Genomic DNA, 17,175 nt, shown 5'->3' on the forward strand with positions numbered 1-17,175 from the left:
CGCGCGGCCCTCAGATGAAGATCGGGATGGGGTTCAGCTCCTCCTCGGGGGTGGGCCGGTCGAGCCACCCGAGGGCGAGCGGGACGTCGTAGAGGCGGCCGGGGGCGTGGCGGGCCCAGAAGTGGCGCATCCCGGGGACGATCACCTTGGCGACGGGCAGGCCGACGTCGGGGCGGGTCTGGTCGAGGACGAGGAACTCCATGCCGCGCTCCTCGACCATCCGCTGGACGAGGGCGAGGTCCCCGGCGAGGTCGGGGCCGGCGAGGGCGGCCCAGCGGCCGGGGCCGGAGGCCGGGGCGGTGCGGTCGGGCAGCAGGTAGGGCTGGTTGGCGACGGTGGCGCTGGTCCACCAGGCCTTCTGCTCGGGGTCGGCGCCGGTGTAGTCGACGGTGCCGTCGGCGTCCCCGGCGACGGGGCCGAGGAACTGGTTCATCTCGGTGAGGGCCCGGGTGAGGGCGATGTGCGGGTCGAGGTGGGCGCCGAAGGCGATCAGCACGTCCTCCACGGGCTTGTCGGTGCGCCGGGAGAAGGCTCCGACGACGGGGATGCCGAAGTCGGAGGTGAGGTCGAGTGCCCAGATCTCCCGGTTCAACCCCCGGTAAACCTGCCGGAGTTGATCGATGTACGGGTCGCCGAAGGCGTCGAGGTCGACGGCCGGGCGCTGGACGCGGTTGTACCACCACAGGGCGACGGCGTCGCGCTCGACGAGCTCCAGGAAGCCCTGGAGGGCGGCGTCCTCGAAGGAGGTGCCGGCGGCGGCGCCGTTGGAGTCGCCGGTGGCGAAGAAGCCGTTGCGGTGCTGGTAGCCGTAGTAGAGCGCCATGGTGGGCAGCCAGCGGGTGCGCTGCTCGGTGAGCGACCAGGCGGGGGACCACTCGATGCGCTCGTCCTCGCGGAAGCGCTCGGGGACGGTGTTGAACATCGAGCGGCGGGCGTTCCAGCGGGCCCGCTCCTCGTACTGGCGGTCGCTGAACAGCAGGCTGCTCGCGGGGTGGATCGCGGCGTCGCCGAGTTCGCGGTAGCTCGCGGTGCGGCGGGCCTCGTCGCCCTGGAAGACGCCGGAGTGGCGCTCCATCGCCTCGCCGAGGGCGCTGGCGCGGGCCTGGGCGTCGGTGCGGCCCTTGCCACAGCTCAACGCCCGCAGGCCGCTGCGCAGTTGGCGCAGGTCACCGCTGTGGCGGGAGAGGTTCTGGCCGGAGACGTACACCCGCAGCCCGGAGGGGGTGCGCCCGGCGGGGACGAGGGAGGTCACCACGCCGGTGACCGGGGAGAGTTGGGGCCGGTAGCGCTCCAGCATCTCCTCGGGGGAGGCGGAGCGGTGGCCGCCGTCGGAGGTGAAGGCCTTGGGGCGCGGCTCGAAGGCGACGGGGGCGAGTTGGCGGCGGGCGACGAGCCCGGGGTCGCCGCAGGCGGGGCACTGGGGGCGGCGGACCAGCTTGTGGCGCTCGGTCTCCAGGTTCAGGGTGTCCAGGGTGAGGACGAAGGGTTCCTCGGGGCGCGTCCCGGCCAGCCACTTGGCGGTCTCCAGGGCGGCGAGCTGGGCGCCGGTGTGCAGGGTCGGGGCGAGGTGGGCGCCGGAGGTGGGGATGGGGCCGTCCTGGCCGAGGCGGTGCTGGAGGTAGCTGAGGGACTGGCGGTTGGCGGAGAGCCGGTGGGCGAGGCACTCCCAGCAGCCGGTCGCGCCCGCCTCCTCGGCGTCGCCCGGGCGGAAGACGGGGCCGATCCAGACGATGGAGCCGACGGGGCGGGCGATCAGCCAGGGCCTGCCCTCGGCGCGGGCGGCGGCGTCGCGGGCGGCGAGGCCGGGGTGGAGGTAGTCCTCGGTCAGGGCGACGGTGAACCCGGCGCCGTCGTCGACGGTGACCCCGGCGGCGGTGAGGGCGTCGAGGAAGGGGGCGGGGTCGAGGTCGCCGTACACCTCGACGCGGGCGCGGCCGGTGCGCAGGGCCTGCGCGGAGGCGGCGCCGTCGAGGCCGGCCATGGCGAAGTAGGCCTCGGCGGCCCGGTCCTCGGGGCCGGTGCGCTCGGCCAGGTACCCGCGGCGGCGCAGGGTCTCGACGGCGGTGCGGACGCGGTCGGCGGGCACGGTGCCGGCGAGTTCGCGGCCGATCTGCTCGGCGGTGCGGGTGCCGTCGAGCAGCGGGGCGAGGGCCTGGGCGAGGCGGCCGTCGACCACGGAGACGCCGCGCTCGGAGACCAGGTAGAGGGCCTCGCCGTCGACGACGTACGGGGTGTAGTGGGGCTGGAAGCCCAGGGCGGGTGCGGGTGTCTCGGGCATGGCTGGTCCCAACGGGTGGTCGTGGCGGGAGGGTTCGGCGCTCAGCGCAGGGTGGCGAGCGGGGCGGCGGCCGGGTCGAGCAGGCGCAGCAGCAGCAGGCCGACGGCCGAGGTGCCGTCCAGGGTGCCGAGGTTGATCCGGTCGTCGGCGACCCTCTCGGGGTACCAGCTGCCGGTGCCGCGGTGGCGGGCGATGAGCTCGCCGGCGAGCAGGGCGGCGGCCTCCCGGCCGTCGTAGAAGGGGCCGGGGAGCAGGGTGTCGGCGCCCTCGGGCAGGGTGTGCAGGAGGCCGGCCTCGGCGGCGGTGAGCGCCTCCCCGGCCGAGGCGACCAGCTCGCGGCCGCTGAGTTGCATGATCTGACGCTCACTCACTACCGGCTCCAGAGCGTTGAGTTCGCCCGGGTCGACGACGGAGGAGCCGAGGGCGGCGGCCGTCTCCAGGCAGGCGAGGCGGCCGGAGCGGGTCGCGGTGGCGAAGCGGTGGGCGCGCAGGCGTTCCCGTACGGCGTCGGGGGCGGCGAGCAGGGCGGGCGCCTCGGCCACGGTGCGGGCGAGGGCGGCGGCGACGGAGTCGGAGCCGGTGGGCACCAGGTCGAGGAAGCCGGGGGCGCGCTCCTCCTCGGCCGGTTCGGCGGCCAGCAGCGCGGCGGCGAGGGTGCGGACGCCCTCCTCGGTGGGCGCGTGGCCGGTCCCGGTGGCGCGGCGCAGGCGCAGCAGGTTGAGCAGCAGCCCGGCGCGGCCGAGCGGGGCGTCGCTGCGGACCTCCCGGCCGGGGCGGGCGTTCGGGGCGTCGACGGCGAGCGCGCCGGGCACCAGCGCCTGGGCGGAGGCGGCGAGTTCGGGGGCGTCGAGCAGGACGGCGCCGCGGGCGAGGGCGTGGATCAGCGAGCCCGGTCCGGCGAGGCCGCCGGGGACGGGCCGGCCTCCGGCGAGGCGGGGGTCGGCGGCGAAGGCGAAGGCGCGGGGGGCCTGCGGGTCGATGAACGAGGCGGCCTGGGCGAGGAGTTCGCGGGCGGCGCGGTGGAAGCGGGGTTCGCCGGTAGCGGCCCACAGCTCGGCGAGCAGGACGGCGAGGCCGGGAGTGCCGGTGACGAGGTCGAGGCCGAGCACCTCGACCTGGCGCAGCCCGGTGCCCGGGTACCAGCTCTGCCCGAGCCGGCTGCCGCCGGGGCGGGAGTCGGCGAGCAGGGCGTCGCCGATGCGGACGGCGTGGTCGAGCAGCTGGCCCTCGCTGGGCACGACGCGGCGGCGGGCGCGCGGCGAGGCCGCGCCGGTGCGCCGGGTGCGGGGCTCGGGCGCGGGCGTGCGGTCGGTGCCGCCGCGGGCGGCGTCGAGGCAGCCGGTGAGCACCGCGACCTGGGCATCGAGGTCGAACTCCTCGATCTCGGCGACGCGTTGGCGCAGCCGCTGCCAGCCCGTGCCGGCGAAGTGCCCGGGGATCTCGCGGCCGTCGGCGGCGAAGACGGAGTCGGAGGTGGTGAGGGAGCGGAAGAAGGGGATGTCGAGCTGGCGGAAGGCGTCGATCTCGGCGAGCACCACCTCCGCCAGGTCCGTACGCCCGGGGGTGTCGGCGAGCACCGGGGTGGTGCCGTGGAGGGCTCCGGCCAGGACGGTCTCCCGGGTGGCGCCGGAGTCGAGGGCGAGCGGGCTGGTGGAGGCGCGCAGGATCTTGTAGCCGTCCCAGGTGTGGCGCCAGATGTAGCGCACCCAGATGCCCCGGAAGCCCGCCAACGGGCCCTCGGGGTCGGCGAGTTCGTGGGCGACGCGCCGCAGGGCGGCCTGCATCTCGCGGTAGCCGTCCACCACCTCGTACCCGTACCGCCAGGGGTCGGCGGTCGCGGTGCCGCCGTCCGCCGTGGTCGTCACCGGACGGTACGGCGGCAGGGGCAGGGCGGGCACGCCGGGGGCGACCTCCAGGCTGCCCAGGCGCGAGAGGCAGCCGATGTCGAGGGTGTCGCCGCCCCGGGCCGGGGTCCAGGACTGGAAGGCCATCGCGGTGCGGACGACCGTCGACTCCAACTCGTCGATCAGGCCGTGCTGTTCGGGCCGGACGGCGGGCGGCGGCTGCACGCGCGGGTAGAGCAGGCACTCCAGGTCGATCAGCGCCGGGTACTCACCGTCGGCGAGGAGGTTGTCCGCCCACAGGTCGCGGCCCTCCAGCAGCTGGACGAGCCGGATCGTCATGCCGAGCCGCCGGTAGAACCGGGCGAAGCCGCCGCGGTCGGCGCAGGGCCGGTGCGGGACGAGCTCCTCCCAGCCGTAGTCGCCGTCCGGGGTGCCGGTCAGCGAGGCGGCGTGGCCGTCGTCGCCCCGGTCGCTGCGCGGCAGGACGGTGCGCAGCGGCAGGTCCAGGGACAGCTCGCGGTTGAGGCGCTCGGTGAGGGCGAGGTAGGCGGTGGCGTGGCGCATGTCCTTGGGCTTGTAGACCACGGAGCGCCCGCCCTCGAAGTGCAGCAGGACGACGGAGCGCCCGCCGGCGTGCCGGTCGCCGGCCTCGCCGCGCAGGGTGTCCAGGGCCCCCGGGTCCTCGCCCTGCCACATCCGCTCGACGAGGAGGGCGCGGTCGGCGGCGAGGCGGGCGAACAGCTCGGTGTGGGCGTGCTGCCACTGCCGGCAGGCCGTGCCGACGAGGTGGGCGAGGCCGGGCAGGCGCTCCAGGCGGGCGAGCCAGCCCTCGCGGGAGGTGTCGAGGCCCCCGGCGGCGTCCCAGTCGGTGGCGCGGGGGCGGCCGGTGACGGCCTGGAGCTCGTGGCAGAGGGAGAGGTTGGTGACCTCGGTGAGGCGGGCGGTGAGGAGGCGGCCGAGCTCGGCGCGGGCGCGGTCGGTGAGGGGGACGCCGAGGATGCCGCTGGGGCTGTACGGGAGGAGGTGGTCGGCGGCGGCCGCGTAGGCGGCGGTGATCGCGCCGGGGGCGGCGGTGGCGGGGCCGGGGGTCTCGGGCAGGGTGCGCAGGAAGGCGGCGAGGGCCAGGGCCCAGTCGGGCGGGGTCGCGGCCTCGGCGAGGAGGACGGGGCGCAGGCCGTCGCCGAGGGGGCGGCCGGTGGAGGCGAGGTGGTCGAGCAGGGCGGCGGTGCCGGCCCGGCTGCCGCCGCCCGCCCGGCGCAGCCAGGTGTCGACGGCGGCGCGGCGCTCGCGGCGGTCCTCGGAGGGGTCGGGGGTGAAGCGGGCGGCGCCGTCGGTGCGGGCGGCGGCGCGTTCGGGCAGGCTCGCGGCGGCGGCGATGACGGCGCGCAGCCGTTCGTCCGCGCGGGGCGGGCCGGGCAAGAGTGCTCCTTCGTCGGGCTCGGTCTCGGGTGCGGTGGCGCCGTCGACGGCGAGCCAGGTGTGCAGGTCGAGCGGCATCTCACAGCTCCTGGAGTCGGGCGAGTCGGGTGAACAGCGGGTCGTGGCCGAGCAGTTCGCGGTAGGTTCCGGCGGCGGCGACCCGGCCGCCGTCGAGCACGTGGATGCGGTCGGCGGTGCGGACGGTGCTGAGCCGGTGGGCGATGACGACCCGGGTGGTGTCGAGGTCGGCGACGGCTCCGGCGACCTTGCGCTGGGTGGTGTTGTCCAGCGCCGAGGTGGCCTCGTCCAGCAGCAGGACGGCCGGTCGGCGCACCAGCGCCCTTGCCAGCAGCAGGCGTTGGACCTGGCCGCCGGAGAAGCCCTGGGCGTCCTCCCCCACCCGGGTGCCGAGGCCGAGCGGCAGGCGCCGCAACTCCTCGGCGATCCCGGCGAGTTCGGCGGCCTCCCAGATCCGGTCGAGGGTGACCTCGTCCGGGTCGGCGCCGGCCAGGTTGTCCAGCAGCGAGCCGCGCAGCATCCGGCCGTGCTGGAGGACGGTGCCGATCCGGCGGCGCACCAGGCGGGCGTCGAGGGCGGCGAGGTCGCGGCCGTCGTAGCGCACGGCCCCGGCCTCGGGGGTCTCGAAGCCGAGCAGCAGCCGGATCAGCGTGGACTTCCCGGCGCCGGAGGGCCCGACGACGGCGACGAACTCCCCGGGCGCGGCGTGCAGCGACACCCCGTCCAGGGCGGGGGTGGAGGCCCCCGGGTAGCGGAAGGTCACCGTGTCGAGGGCGACCTCGCCGCGCAGCTCGCCGGGGTCGGCGCCCGGGCCGTCGGCCTTGGTTCCGGCCGCCTTCGCCGGGGCGAGGATCGGCCGCAGCCGGTCCAGCACCGGGGCGATCCCGTACGCGGCGGTGGCCGCGTGGGTGACCTGGGCGACGGCGGCGGCGACCTGGCCGGCCGCCACCCCCGCCGCGATCAGGTGGCCCGACGGGGTGTGCCCGGCCGCCGTCGCCCCCGCCAACAGGACCGCCAGCAGCAGCGGTTGGAGCCCTGCGGTGAGTGCGGCGGCGGCCGCGTCGGCGCGCTGGGCGGCGGCGTCGGCCCGCTTCTGGGCGGCGAAGGGCACCGCCCAGCGGGCGAACGCCTGGATCTCCCGGCCCGCCGTCTGGATCTTGTCCACGCCGAGCAGCAGCCCGTACAGCAGGCCGTTGAGGCGCCCGTGCAGCGCGAACACCTCGCTCTCGTGGCGCTGGCGGCGGCGGCCGAGCAGGAGCAGCGCCCCGGCCACCGCCAGCACGGCGAGCAGCAGCAGCCCGCCGAGCCTCGCGTCCACCAGCAGCAGGACGCTCAGCCCCGACACGGCGAACACCGCGCCGAGGACGGCTCCCACCAGCACCTCGGAGAGCGCCTGCCGGGCCTGCCCCACCGCGTTGGCCCGGTGCACGAGGTCCCCGGTGGTGAAGTCCCGGAAGAACCGGGCGTCGTGACCGAGCAGACGGTCCCAGACGGCCGGTTCCAGCGCGGCCTGCACCCGGCCGGAGAGCCGGACGGCGGCGGTGTTGCGCACCAGGGTGAGCAGCCACGCCCCGAGCACGGCCGGGCCCAGCAGCAGGGCCAGCCAGCGCAGCGGGTGCCGTTCGGCGGCGAGCAGGTTCGGCAGCAGCACGCCGGTGCTCAGCGGCACCAGCAGGCCGAGCAGCGCGGCGCCGAGGCCGGCGGCCGTCAGCCGGGCCAGGTCGCGCCGGGCGCCGGGGGCGCGCAGCACGAATCCGGCCAGCGTTCCCAGCCCCAACTCCCCGCCGGGCAGGGGGAGGTAGAGCTGGAGCGCCTCGGTGCGCAGGTCGGGGTGGCGCTCCCCCGCCGGGTCGACGCGCCGGTGGCCGCCACGGGGGCGGGGCACCAGGGCGACGGGCCGGCCGTCCTCGGCGGCGAAGCCGACGAGCGGGCCCGCCAGCCCGGCCGGGTCGCCGTGGCCGTCGCGGCCGCGCGGCAGGGTCACCGTGCGGTGCCGGACCCCGGCGGACCGCAGCAGCGCGGTCAGGGTGCCGGGGCCGGGGCTCACGGCCACTCCTTGTACGGGCACCCCCAGGGCGGCCAGAACGGCCACGGCCGGGTCGCCCGTCTCCTCCCGGGGTGCCCGGGGCGTCTGGGGCGTCTGGTGCAGCGCGTGCAGCGCCTCGGCCAGGGCGGCCCGGTTCGCCCCGGCGGTGGCGGTCAGCAGCTCCGCTCGGCCGGTCATTCCTGCTCCTCCTTCCCTGTCGAACTGCTCGTGGAGCCGCCGTCCAGGTCGGCCAGCAGCGTGCGGTACGGCCCCGGGACGGCGGCGAGCTCCTCCGGCGCGCCCTGCTGGACGATCCGGCCGCGCTCCAGGACGACGACCCGGTCCGCCGCCCGGATGGTGCTCAGCCGGTGGGCGAGCACCAGGCAGGTGACCCCCCGGCGGCGCAGGTGGGCGTTGACGGCCGCCTCGGTGTCGGCGTCCAGGGCCGAGGTGGCCTCGTCCAGCACCAGCAGCGCCGGGTCCAGGGCCAACGCCCGTGCCAGTTCCAGTCGTTGGCGCTCCCCGCCGGAGAGGTTGCGGGCGTCCTCCTCGACGCGGCCGGCGTCCAGCCCGCCGCGTCCGGCGACGATCCCGGCGGCCTCGGCGTCGGCCAGCGCGCGGTGCAGCGCCTCCTCGGGCAGGGCGGGGTTCCAGAGCGTGAGGTTCTCCCGCAGGGTGCCCTCGAAGAGCCTCAACGTCTGCTCCACGTAGGCGACCTGGCCGGTGACGACGGCGCGCGGCCACTCCTCGCGGGCCCGCCCGTCCAGCAGCACCCGGCCGGCCCAGGGGCGCAGCACCCCGGCGGCGAGCCGGGCGAGGGTGGACTTGCCGCTGCCGCTGCCGCCGACCACGGCGACCCACTCCCCCGGGCGGACGGTCAGGTCCAGGCCCTCCACCGTCGCCGGGCGGTTCGGGTCGTAGCCGAACTCGACGGATTCGAGCCGGAGTTCACCGGTGAGCCGGGCGCCCTCTGCGTCATCGGCGTCATCGGCGAGCGGGTCGAGCACGGGCGCGTCGAACACGGGCGTCAGCCACGGGTCCGCCTCGGCGGACTCCACGTCCTCCAGCAGCGCGTTCTGCGCCCTCGCCATGGTGAACTCCGAGCCGATGCCGACCAGTTGGGCGAGCGGCTGGAGGAAGCCCGACATCAGCAGCAGGACGGCCACCAGCGTCCCGAACGAGAGCGAGCCGCCGACCAGCAGGGACGTCCCGATCAGGACCACCGCCGCCGCTGCCGCCGAGTTGAGCGCGCCCGGCAGGGAGAGCGGCACCAGCACGGCCTGCGTGACCCGCTGGCCGGTCTCCATCGCCCGGGCCTGCCAGCCCGCCCAGGAGCGGAAGAACGCGTCCTCGGCGCCCTCCGCCTTCAGCGTCTCGATCGCCGACACCCCGGAGAAGGCCACCCCGTCACGCTTGTACTGCTCCGCGTGCAGCCGGTGCACCAGCCCGCCGCGCCGGCGCTCGGCCAGCCGCAGCGCCACCACGTCCAGCACCGCCACCGCCACGGGCACGGCGGCCAGCCTCGGCTCCAGGTACAGCAGCGCGCCCAGGTGGACGGCGGCCGAGGCCGCGGCGGAGGCGGCGTTGGCCGCGCGGTGCGAGAGCAGCACCGCCAGGCCGTCGTTCATCTGCACCCGGGTGACGAGCCCGCCGAGCTGGCGGCGGTGGAAGAACTCCCCGGGCAGGCGCAGCATCCGCCACAGGAAGCCGGCCGAGGAGCGGGCCGCCATCGACTCCAGCACCCGGTTGACGACGGTCTGCTGCAGCCAGGAGCCGCCCAGCACCACGCCCGCCGTGGCGGCGGCCGTCAGCGTCAGCGGCACGGCCCAGCCCTGGGCCCCGCCCACCACCACTGAGGCCAGGTAGGCGCGCAGCAGGAACGCCGCCGCCACCCCCGGCGCCGCCAGCAGCGCGGCCAGCGCCAGCGCGAGCAGCAGCGGCCCGGCGTACGGGCGCAGCCGCGCGGCCAGGGCCCTCAGCAACGGCAGCCGCTGCCCGCCGGGCAGGAAGTCCGGCCCGGGCTCGAAGCCGACGGCGATCCCGGCGAAGGAGTCCCAGAACTCCTCCGGCGTGGCCGAATAGCCGCCCAGGGAGGGGTCGTTGACGCGGACCCGGCCGCGCCGCACGCCCTCGTAGATCGCGAAGTGCGGCCCGGTGACCAGCACCATGGACGGCACGTGCAGCTGCTCCAGGCCCAGCAGCGGGCCCTCGCCGCGCACCACCCGCCGGCCCCGGGCGATCAGCCCGTACCGTCCGGCGGCCCGCGCCACGGCGGCGGCGCTCACGCCGTCGCGGCTGACGCCGCAGGCGCGCGAGGCCTCGTGCAGCGTGACCCGGCGGCCGAAAGCGCCGAGCACCACGGCCAGGCAGGCGGCGCCGCAGTCCTGCTCCTCCATCTGCGGGACGACGGGCGTGCGCAGATGGCGCCGGGCCCTGCCCTGCTTCGGGGGCGGGGGCGGAGGCGCCTGGCGGGCGGCCTCCTTCACGTCGAGGCTCATCGTCCGGCCTCCGTCCCGAACACGGCCTGGTACGGGTGGCGGGCGCCGAGGTCCAGCGTGGCGGTGAGCGGCACCGGGCCGGTCACCTTCCCATCCAGCTGCGGGAGTTCGGCGTACGCCTGCCAGACCGGCGCCTCGCCCTGCGGCAGCCCGGGCAGGGCCGTCGGGAAGCTCCCCACGAGCGTGCTCGCCCGTACGGGCAGCGGCGACACGGCGGTGACCTGCGCCCGGACCGTCCCCACACCGGGCACCGGCACCAGCACGGTGCGGCCCGGCCGCAGCTTCCCGGCGTCCGCCAGGCTCGTGGCGTACAGCCGTACGGTGGCGGGCGCGGCACTCTCGTCGACCGCCACCAGCCCCGCACCGGGCGCGAGTTGCTCGCCCGGCGAGGCCAGCAGGGCCGTCACGGTGCCCGACTCCGGGGCCGGCACCGGCACCTCCTCCCCCTCGGGCGTGCGCAGCACGGCCACCGGCTCGCCCCGGGTCACCGCCCGGCCGGGCTCCACCCGGTACGCGAGCAGCGCCCCGGCACGCTCCGCCCGTACGGTCTGCGGCGCCGTGCCGTGCGCCAGGACGGCCGGCAGGTCGACGGTGGACGGCAGGCGGCCGAACGCCACCCAGCCCGTCCCCGCCCCGACCACCAGCACCAGGGCCACCACGGCCGCCCACAGCCGGGCGCCGACCAGCCGCACCGGCTTGTCCTGCCCGGGCTCCAGCACGGCCGCCGCCCGGGCCGCCGCCACGGCGGCGGGGGCCTTCTGCTCCTCGGTCGCGGTACTCACGGGCGCCCCACCCCCACCGGCTGCCGCGCCCCGACGCGGACGGGCAGCTCGCGCAGCCCGCCGAACACGAACTGCGTCGACCAGCGCGCCGTCTCCGGCGTCAGCGGGGTGCTCAACTCCCGTACGCCGCCCGCCTCCGCGAAGCGGCGCAGCACCTCGGCGCCCGCCGTCAGGGACAGCGGCGCGCCGAGGCAGTGGTGCGGACCGTGGCCGAACGCGAGGTGGCGCAGTTCGGCCCGGTCCGGGTCGAAGCGGTCCGGGTCGGCGAAGCGCCGCCGGTCCCGGTTGGCGGCGGCGTACAGCAGCAGCACGACCCGCCCGGCGGGAATGACCGTCCCGCCGACCTCGACGTCCGTGGTCAGCGCCCGGGCGCTGGCCCGGACGGGGCTGCCGAGCCGCTGCGCCTCGTCGAAGACGGCCTCGGCCCGCTCGGGGTGCTCGCGGCACAGCTCGGCCAGCTCGGGGCGGCGCAGCAACTCCCAGACGGCCAGGGCGAGTCCGGAGGTCAGCGTCTCCAGCCCGTTGGCGAGCAGCATGACCACGAAGGCCATCAGATCCTGGTCGTCGAGGCGCCCCTCCGCGCGGGCCACGGTCAGCCGGCTGATCAGGTCGTCCCCGGGGTCGGCGGCGCGGGCGGCGCACAGCTCCTCCACGTACGCCCTGAACTCCTCGAACTCGGCGTCGAGTTCGGCCACCAGGTGCTCGCCGGGATCGGCCCCGAAGTCCTCCAGCAGCGAGCGCGCTACCAGCCGGGCCCACCCGGTGACGCGGTCCTGCTCACTGTCGGGGATGTCGAGGATCGCGCAGGAGATCGCCACCGGCAGCGGCACCGCCAGATCGGCGACCACGTCGAACTCGCGCTTCTCCAGCAGGGGTTGGATCATCCGCTCGACCGTCGCGTCGATGCGTCCGCGCATCCGCTCCAGCCGGCGGGCGCTGAACGCCGTGGTGGCGAGGCGCTTGAGCCGGGTGTGGTCGGCGCCGTCGCGCATCGGCAGCATCCGGGCGACGACCCGGGCGAGTTCGGTGGTGCCGGCGCGCGGCAGCCCGACCGAGGCCGGGTCGACGGCGGTGCCGGGGTGGGTGAGCACGGTGACGATCTCGCTGTAGCCGGAGACGACGTGCACCCGCCCGAGGTCCAGGACGGGCGCCTCGGTCAGCAGCCGGCGGTAGAGCGTGGAGGGGTCGTGCTGCGTGGCGGGCTCCTGGATGAACCGCGTCAACGCGTGCCGGAGGCTGTCCATCGCCCGGCTCTCCTCACGTGGTCGGTTTCCTGTGGCTCCCGGAGGAGTTGAGGGGGTTGAGAGGGTTTGACACAGGGTGGATACAGGGGTGCCGCGGTGGCCCCGCCGGAGCGGACCCACCGCGGCACAAGGACCCGTGGATCAGGCGTTGCTGTCGACCGCGTTGGCGACCGAGCTGAAGCTGGAGACCGGGCAGGCGGCGCAGGCCAGCGAGCTCACGCTGACACCCGCGTTGACGCCGTCCAGCTCCTCGATCTCGATGTCGAACTGCTCGTTCTCGACGGCGGCGGTCTCGGTGATGTTCTTCTCGGACATGGCGGTCCCCTTTCGGACGCTTTCCGCCGACCCCGGCGGGGCCGGTCGGACTTTCTCCGCCGCCCATTCGCTTTCCGGTTTTCCCGGCGCTTCCTGGCGACGAGGAAAACTATGCTCCTGCGGCCCTCATCACGCCCAGTAGGAGATGTCAGGAATCCCCACCTGCAAAATCACACACCCTCACCCATGACATTTTCCATGCCCTCTGACCTGGCCTTTTGTCCCCATCTTGCATTTCTCGCCCACTGCTCTGCACGCTGTCCCCATGACATCAGACGAATTCCCGGCACAGCCCGGAGAAGCGGCCGTGGAGGTGCACGAGCTGCGCCATCGCCACGGCGACCACGAAGCCGTTCGGGGAATCTCCTTCACCGTCGCGCGCGGAGAACTCTTCGCCCTGCTCGGCACCAACGGCGCCGGCAAGACCACCACCCTGGAACTCCTCCAGGGCTACCGCCCGCCCACCGCCGGCACCGTCCGCGTCCTCGGCCTGGACCCGTACCGCGACGGGCCCGCCGTGCGCCGCCGCACCGGCGTGATGCTCCAGGAGGGCGGATTCTTCCGGGAGTTGACCGTCCGCGAGACGGTCGACGCCTGGCGCACCTTCACCACCGGCGCCCGCCCCACCGCCGAGGCCCTCGACCTGGTCGGCCTCACCGGCCGCGCCGCCGTCCGCGTCGGGCAGCTGTCGGGCGGCGAACGCCGGCGCCTGGACCTCGCGCTGGCCGTCCTGCGCACCCCCGAGGTGCTGTTCCTCGACGAGCCCACCACGGGCATGGACCCGCAGGCCCGCCAGAGCACCTGGAAGACCGTACGGGCGCTGCGCGACGCGGGCACCACCGTGCTGCTGACCACCCACTACCTGGAGGAGGCGCAGCAACTCGCCGACCGCGTCGCCATCCTGGACGCCGGGCGGCTCACCGCGCTGGGCACCGTCGCCGAGGTCCTCGCCGGGCACGGCACCCGGATCACCTTCCCGCTGCCCCCGGGCGTCGACCCCGCCGGCCTCCCCCTCGTCCTCGGCTCGCGCCCCCACGTCGTGGGCCGCACCGCCGAGTACACCGCCGCCCGTTCCGGCCCCGCCCTGGCCGCCCTCCACACCTGGGCGGAGGCCAACTCCCTGGACCTGGACGGCCTGGAGGTGCGCGGCGCCTCCCTCGAGGACGTCTTCCTGGAGGCCTCCCGATGAGCACTCCCCGCTGGACCGGCTATGCCCGCGCCCAACTCCTGCTCTCCTGGAGGGTGTTCTGGCGCAACCGGCGCTCCACCTTCATCGGCTTCCTGCTCCCCGTGCTGCTCACCGTCGCCGTCGCCGCCCCGGTCCGCGGCCGAGAGATCGGCGGCGTCCCCGCGGGAGCGTACGTGACGGTCGGCTTCGTCGGGTTCGCCCTCGTCACCTCGTTCATCAACCTGCTGAACGGCCTGGTCGCCCGCCGCGACGACCTCGTCCTCAAGCGCCTGCGCGGCACCGAGGTGCCCCCGAGCGCCGTCCTCGCCGGGCAGTTCGGCGCGGCCGGGGCGGTGCTGCTGGTGCAGACCGTCCTGCTCGGCGCGCTCGCCGTCGGCTGGTTCGACGCCCCCCTGCCCGCCGACCCGCTGCTACTGCTCCTCGCCCTGGCCGCCGGCTTCGCGCTCTTCGCCCTGCTCGCGGCGGCCCTGTCCGGCCTGACCCCCGGCGCGGAGGCGGCGCCGCTGGTCGCGATGCCCGTCCTGCTGCTCTCCATGTTCGCGGGCGGGGTCGCCACCCCGCTCGCCTCGCTACCGGACTGGCTCCAGGCCCCCGCGCACGCCCTGCCGCTGAGCCCCGTGGTCGAAACCCTGCGCACCGCCTGGTTCGGCCGCGCCTTCGGCACCGAGACCTGGTCCGGCGGCCCGCTGCCCGTCCTCGGCACCTTCGCCACCTGGCCGCACGCGCTCGGCGCCCTCACCCTCCTCGCGGCCTGGACGGCGGGCTCGGCCGTCCTCACCCGCCGCCTCTTCCGCTGGGAGCCGCGCCACGGCTGACCCCCGGCCCACCGCCGGGCCGGGGCGCTTCCTACGTCCTATGCCCCGAGCCCGGCGTCCGGCGTCCTCCCCGCCTGCGCCTGCTCGATCCGCTGCGCCAGCATCGCCGCGAACTTCCGCGCCGCCGCCACGTCCGCCGGCCCGCCCTCGGTGCTCACGCTCGCCACGACCGTTCCCGAGCGCCACACGATGTTGACGCCGTCCCCCGTGAACGCCTGGCTCTCACTGCCCACCGTCGGCGCGTCCACCTTCTGGAACTGCCCGGTCGCGTACGAGGTGTACGACGCCTTCAGCCGCTCCTTCGCCGCGTCCCGGCTCGGCAGCGTGTCCACGATGAACCTGGTCACCAGGTCCCCCGACGAGAACCGCACCTGCCCGCTCAACGGCTTCCCGGCGCACAGGTTCGTCCCGGCGGTGCAGGTGATCTTGTGATCGGCCGTGTCCACCCGCCGCCGCTCCTCGTCCCACCCCGCCATCGCCTTCCCGTCCGGCAGCACCTGCCCGACCACCTTGTCGTCCAGCAGCACCGCCTCCAGATCCGCCCCCGGCACAGCCGGAGCCGGCGCCGTCGTCCCCGCAGCCGCCCCCGTGGTCGCCGCCCCCGTCGGCACCCCCGCCGTCGCCGCAGGCGCCGTCGAAGCCGCCCCACTCACCGAAGGCACCACCGAAGCCGACCCCCCGACCGCCGCCGAGTCCCCCTTCGACCCCCCGGACGAACAACCCCCCAACACCCCGACCACCACAACGGCCCCCACCACAGCCGCCACCCGCCGGCCACCCATCCCCATCACCCTGACTCCCTCCACCTGTCCGTGACCCCTCAACCTACCGACCGTTCTCCCCCGAAACGCCGGTGGGGCGGCGGCCGCAGTGGCCGCCGCCCCACCGTGGGGTCCCGGGTGGGTCAGACCGCCGGGGACGGGTAGGTCGGGTAGTCGACGCCCGAGATGTAGCGGACGACGCGGACGACCTGGCAGGAGTAGCCGAACTCGTTGTCGTACCACAGGTAGAGGATCGCGTTGTCGCCCTCGACCTTGGTGGCGCCGGCGTCGACGATCGAGGCGTGGCGCGAGCCGATGAAGTCGCTGGAGACGGCGTCGGGCGAGTCGATGTAGTCGATCTGGCTCTTCAGCGGGGAGGTCAGCGAGACCTCGCGCAGGTACTCCAGGACCTCGTCGCGGTTGGTCTCGCGCTTGAGCTGGAGGTTGAGGATGGCGATCGAGACGTCCGGGACGGGCACGCGGATCGAGCTGCCGGTGATCTTCGCATCGAGGTCCGGGAGGGCCTTCGCGACGGCGGAGGCGGCGCCGGTCTCGGTGATCACCATGTTGAGCGGTGCCGAGCGGCCGCGGCGGTCGGCCTTGTGGTAGTTGTCCAGCAGGTTCTGGTCGTTGGTGAACGAGTGGACGGTCTCGACGTGACCGCGCAGGACGCCGTACTCGTCCTCCATCGCCTTGAGCGGCGGGACGATGGCGTTGGTGGTGCAGGAGGCGCAGGAGAGGATCTGCTCGTCCGGCTTGATGGTGTCGTGGTTGACGCCGTGGACGATGTTCGGCACGTCGCCCTTGCCGGGCGCGGTCAGGACGACCTTGGCGATGCCGGGGCGCAGGTGCTTGGACAGGCCCTCGCGGTCGCGCCAGCGGCCGGTGTTGTCGATGAGGACGGCGTCCTTGATCCCGTACTCCGTGTAGTCGACCTCGCTCGGGTCGTTGGAGTAGATGACGGTGATCTCGTTGCCGTTGGCGATGATCTTGTTGTTCGCCTCGTCGACGACGATCGTGCCCTGGAACTGGCCGTGGATGGAGTCGCGGCGCAGCAGGGAGGCGCGCTTGACCAGGTCGTCGCCGCCGCCGTTGCGGACGACGATCGCCTTGAGGCGCAGCCCGTTGCCGGAGGCCTTCTCGATCAGCAGGCGGGCGACGAGGCGGCCGATGCGGCCGAAGCCGTACAGGACGACGTCCTGCCCGTTGCGGCGCTCCAGCTTCTCCTCGCCCGTGGCACCGGCGACGGCGCGGGCGGTGAACTCCTCGATGCTCAGGCCCTGGTCGTCGGCGCGGTAGGTCGCGGCCAGCATGCCGATGTCGATCTGGGAGGGGCCGAGATCCAGGGTGGTGAGCGCGCTCAGGAACGGCATGGTCTCGGTGACCGAGAGCTCCTCGCCGGCTATCTGCCGGGCGAAGCGGTGCGCCTTGAGGATGCTGACCACCGACTTGTTCACCAGGGACCGGCTGTGCAGCAGGACGGTGACGTCCTTCTCGCGGTGCAGGCGCCCGATGATCGGGATCATCGACTCCGCGATCTCCTCGCGGTTCTTCCAGTCCGTGAACACGTCGTCGTTGACAGTCACAAGTCCATCTTTCGAGCTGAGGGTATTGCCGACATCGTAGCTTCGCCCGCCCGCCCCCCTTCGGCCGGTCCCCGCCCGACCCCTCCCGCCCCCCGCCATCCCCACGCCCCGGACCTGCGCTTTCCCCTCACGACGGGCGTACGGGCGGGCGCGCGAAGGTGATCACCGCCACCCCGTCACCGCTCGGAAGACCGCCCACCGGCAGCCCTCGCCGATCAGAGCGTGTAATAGCCACTGGCTGCCGGCACCCTCATACTCGCCGCCATGCACCTTCCCACGATCCGCCGCGGCGGGGGGGGGGGCCCGCGCGGGGGGGGGGGGGGGGGCGGGCGGGGGGGGGGGGGGGGGCGCGCCCGGGGCCCCCCCCCCCGGCCGGGGCCCACCCCCGGCGGCTTTGAGT

11 protein-coding genes are annotated in these 17,175 nt (G+C 75.4%); 2 read left to right on the forward strand and 9 right to left on the reverse strand.

Translation table 11 applies throughout. The features are described from left to right. Positions 1-10 precede the first annotated feature (10 nt). The 7 genes from ACIRRS_RS03990 to ACIRRS_RS04020 form a co-directional block, all read right to left on the reverse strand. On the reverse strand, positions 11-2,278 hold the full coding sequence (locus ACIRRS_RS03990) for a TOMM precursor leader peptide-binding protein (protein ID WP_402964611.1): 2,268 nt from the start codon (positions 2,276-2,278) through the stop codon (positions 11-13). A gap of 41 nt (positions 2,279-2,319) precedes the next feature. Beyond that, positions 2,320-5,619 carry a DUF4135 domain-containing protein gene (locus tag ACIRRS_RS03995; protein ID WP_402964614.1) on the reverse strand — a complete coding sequence of 1,100 codons (3,300 nt, stop codon included), beginning with the start codon at positions 5,617-5,619 and terminating at the stop codon, positions 2,320-2,322. A 1-nt stretch (position 5,620) separates the two neighbouring features. Then, entirely contained in the window at positions 5,621-7,783 is a 2,163-nt protein-coding gene (locus tag ACIRRS_RS04000) for an ATP-binding cassette domain-containing protein (protein WP_402964617.1), read from the reverse strand. Continuing rightward, the gene (locus ACIRRS_RS04005) at positions 7,780-10,083 is read right to left on the reverse strand and encodes an ATP-binding cassette domain-containing protein (protein WP_402964620.1); all 2,304 of its coding nucleotides are present in this window, start codon (positions 10,081-10,083) and stop codon (positions 7,780-7,782) included. Before ACIRRS_RS04005 ends, ACIRRS_RS04000 begins: the two co-directional genes overlap by 4 nt. After that, positions 10,080-10,865, reverse strand: coding sequence for a biotin/lipoyl-containing protein (locus tag ACIRRS_RS04010; RefSeq protein WP_402964623.1), 786 nt, complete (start codon positions 10,863-10,865; stop codon positions 10,080-10,082). The genes ACIRRS_RS04005 and ACIRRS_RS04010 overlap by 4 nt, the downstream gene beginning before the upstream one ends. Next, entirely contained in the window at positions 10,862-12,109 is a 1,248-nt protein-coding gene (locus tag ACIRRS_RS04015; protein WP_402964626.1) for a cytochrome P450, read from the reverse strand. Before ACIRRS_RS04015 ends, ACIRRS_RS04010 begins: the two co-directional genes overlap by 4 nt. A gap of 141 nt (positions 12,110-12,250) precedes the next feature. Continuing rightward, positions 12,251-12,424, reverse strand: a complete 174-nt coding sequence (locus ACIRRS_RS04020; protein ID WP_402964629.1) for a hypothetical protein — start codon at positions 12,422-12,424, stop codon at positions 12,251-12,253. 265 nt (positions 12,425-12,689) lie between these two features. Here ACIRRS_RS04020 and ACIRRS_RS04025 point away from each other — a divergent pair, with 265 nt between their 5' ends. Together ACIRRS_RS04025 and ACIRRS_RS04030 are read left to right on the forward strand one after the other, a co-directional pair. Continuing rightward, complete coding sequence (locus ACIRRS_RS04025) at positions 12,690-13,613, forward strand: ABC transporter ATP-binding protein (RefSeq protein WP_402964632.1); 924 nt, start codon at positions 12,690-12,692, stop codon at positions 13,611-13,613. Continuing rightward, positions 13,610-14,428: an ABC transporter permease gene (locus tag ACIRRS_RS04030; RefSeq protein WP_402964635.1), complete on the forward strand. Its 819-nt coding sequence runs from the start codon at positions 13,610-13,612 to the stop codon at positions 14,426-14,428. Before ACIRRS_RS04025 ends, ACIRRS_RS04030 begins: the two co-directional genes overlap by 4 nt. Before the next feature lie 38 nt (positions 14,429-14,466). On the opposite strand, the gene ACIRRS_RS04035 is transcribed toward ACIRRS_RS04030, so the two are convergent. Beyond that, positions 14,467-14,979, reverse strand: a complete 513-nt coding sequence (locus ACIRRS_RS04035; RefSeq protein WP_402964638.1) for a hypothetical protein — start codon at positions 14,977-14,979, stop codon at positions 14,467-14,469. A gap of 353 nt (positions 14,980-15,332) precedes the next feature. Then, a complete protein-coding gene (locus ACIRRS_RS04040) occupies positions 15,333-16,775 on the reverse strand; it encodes a glyceraldehyde-3-phosphate dehydrogenase (RefSeq protein ID WP_402964641.1) in 1,443 nt (480 codons plus the stop codon). Positions 16,776-17,175 lie beyond the last annotated feature (400 nt).

This window comes from Kitasatospora sp. NPDC101183 (assembly GCF_044767945.1).
Taxonomy (GTDB): Bacteria; Actinomycetota; Actinomycetes; order Streptomycetales; family Streptomycetaceae; genus Kitasatospora.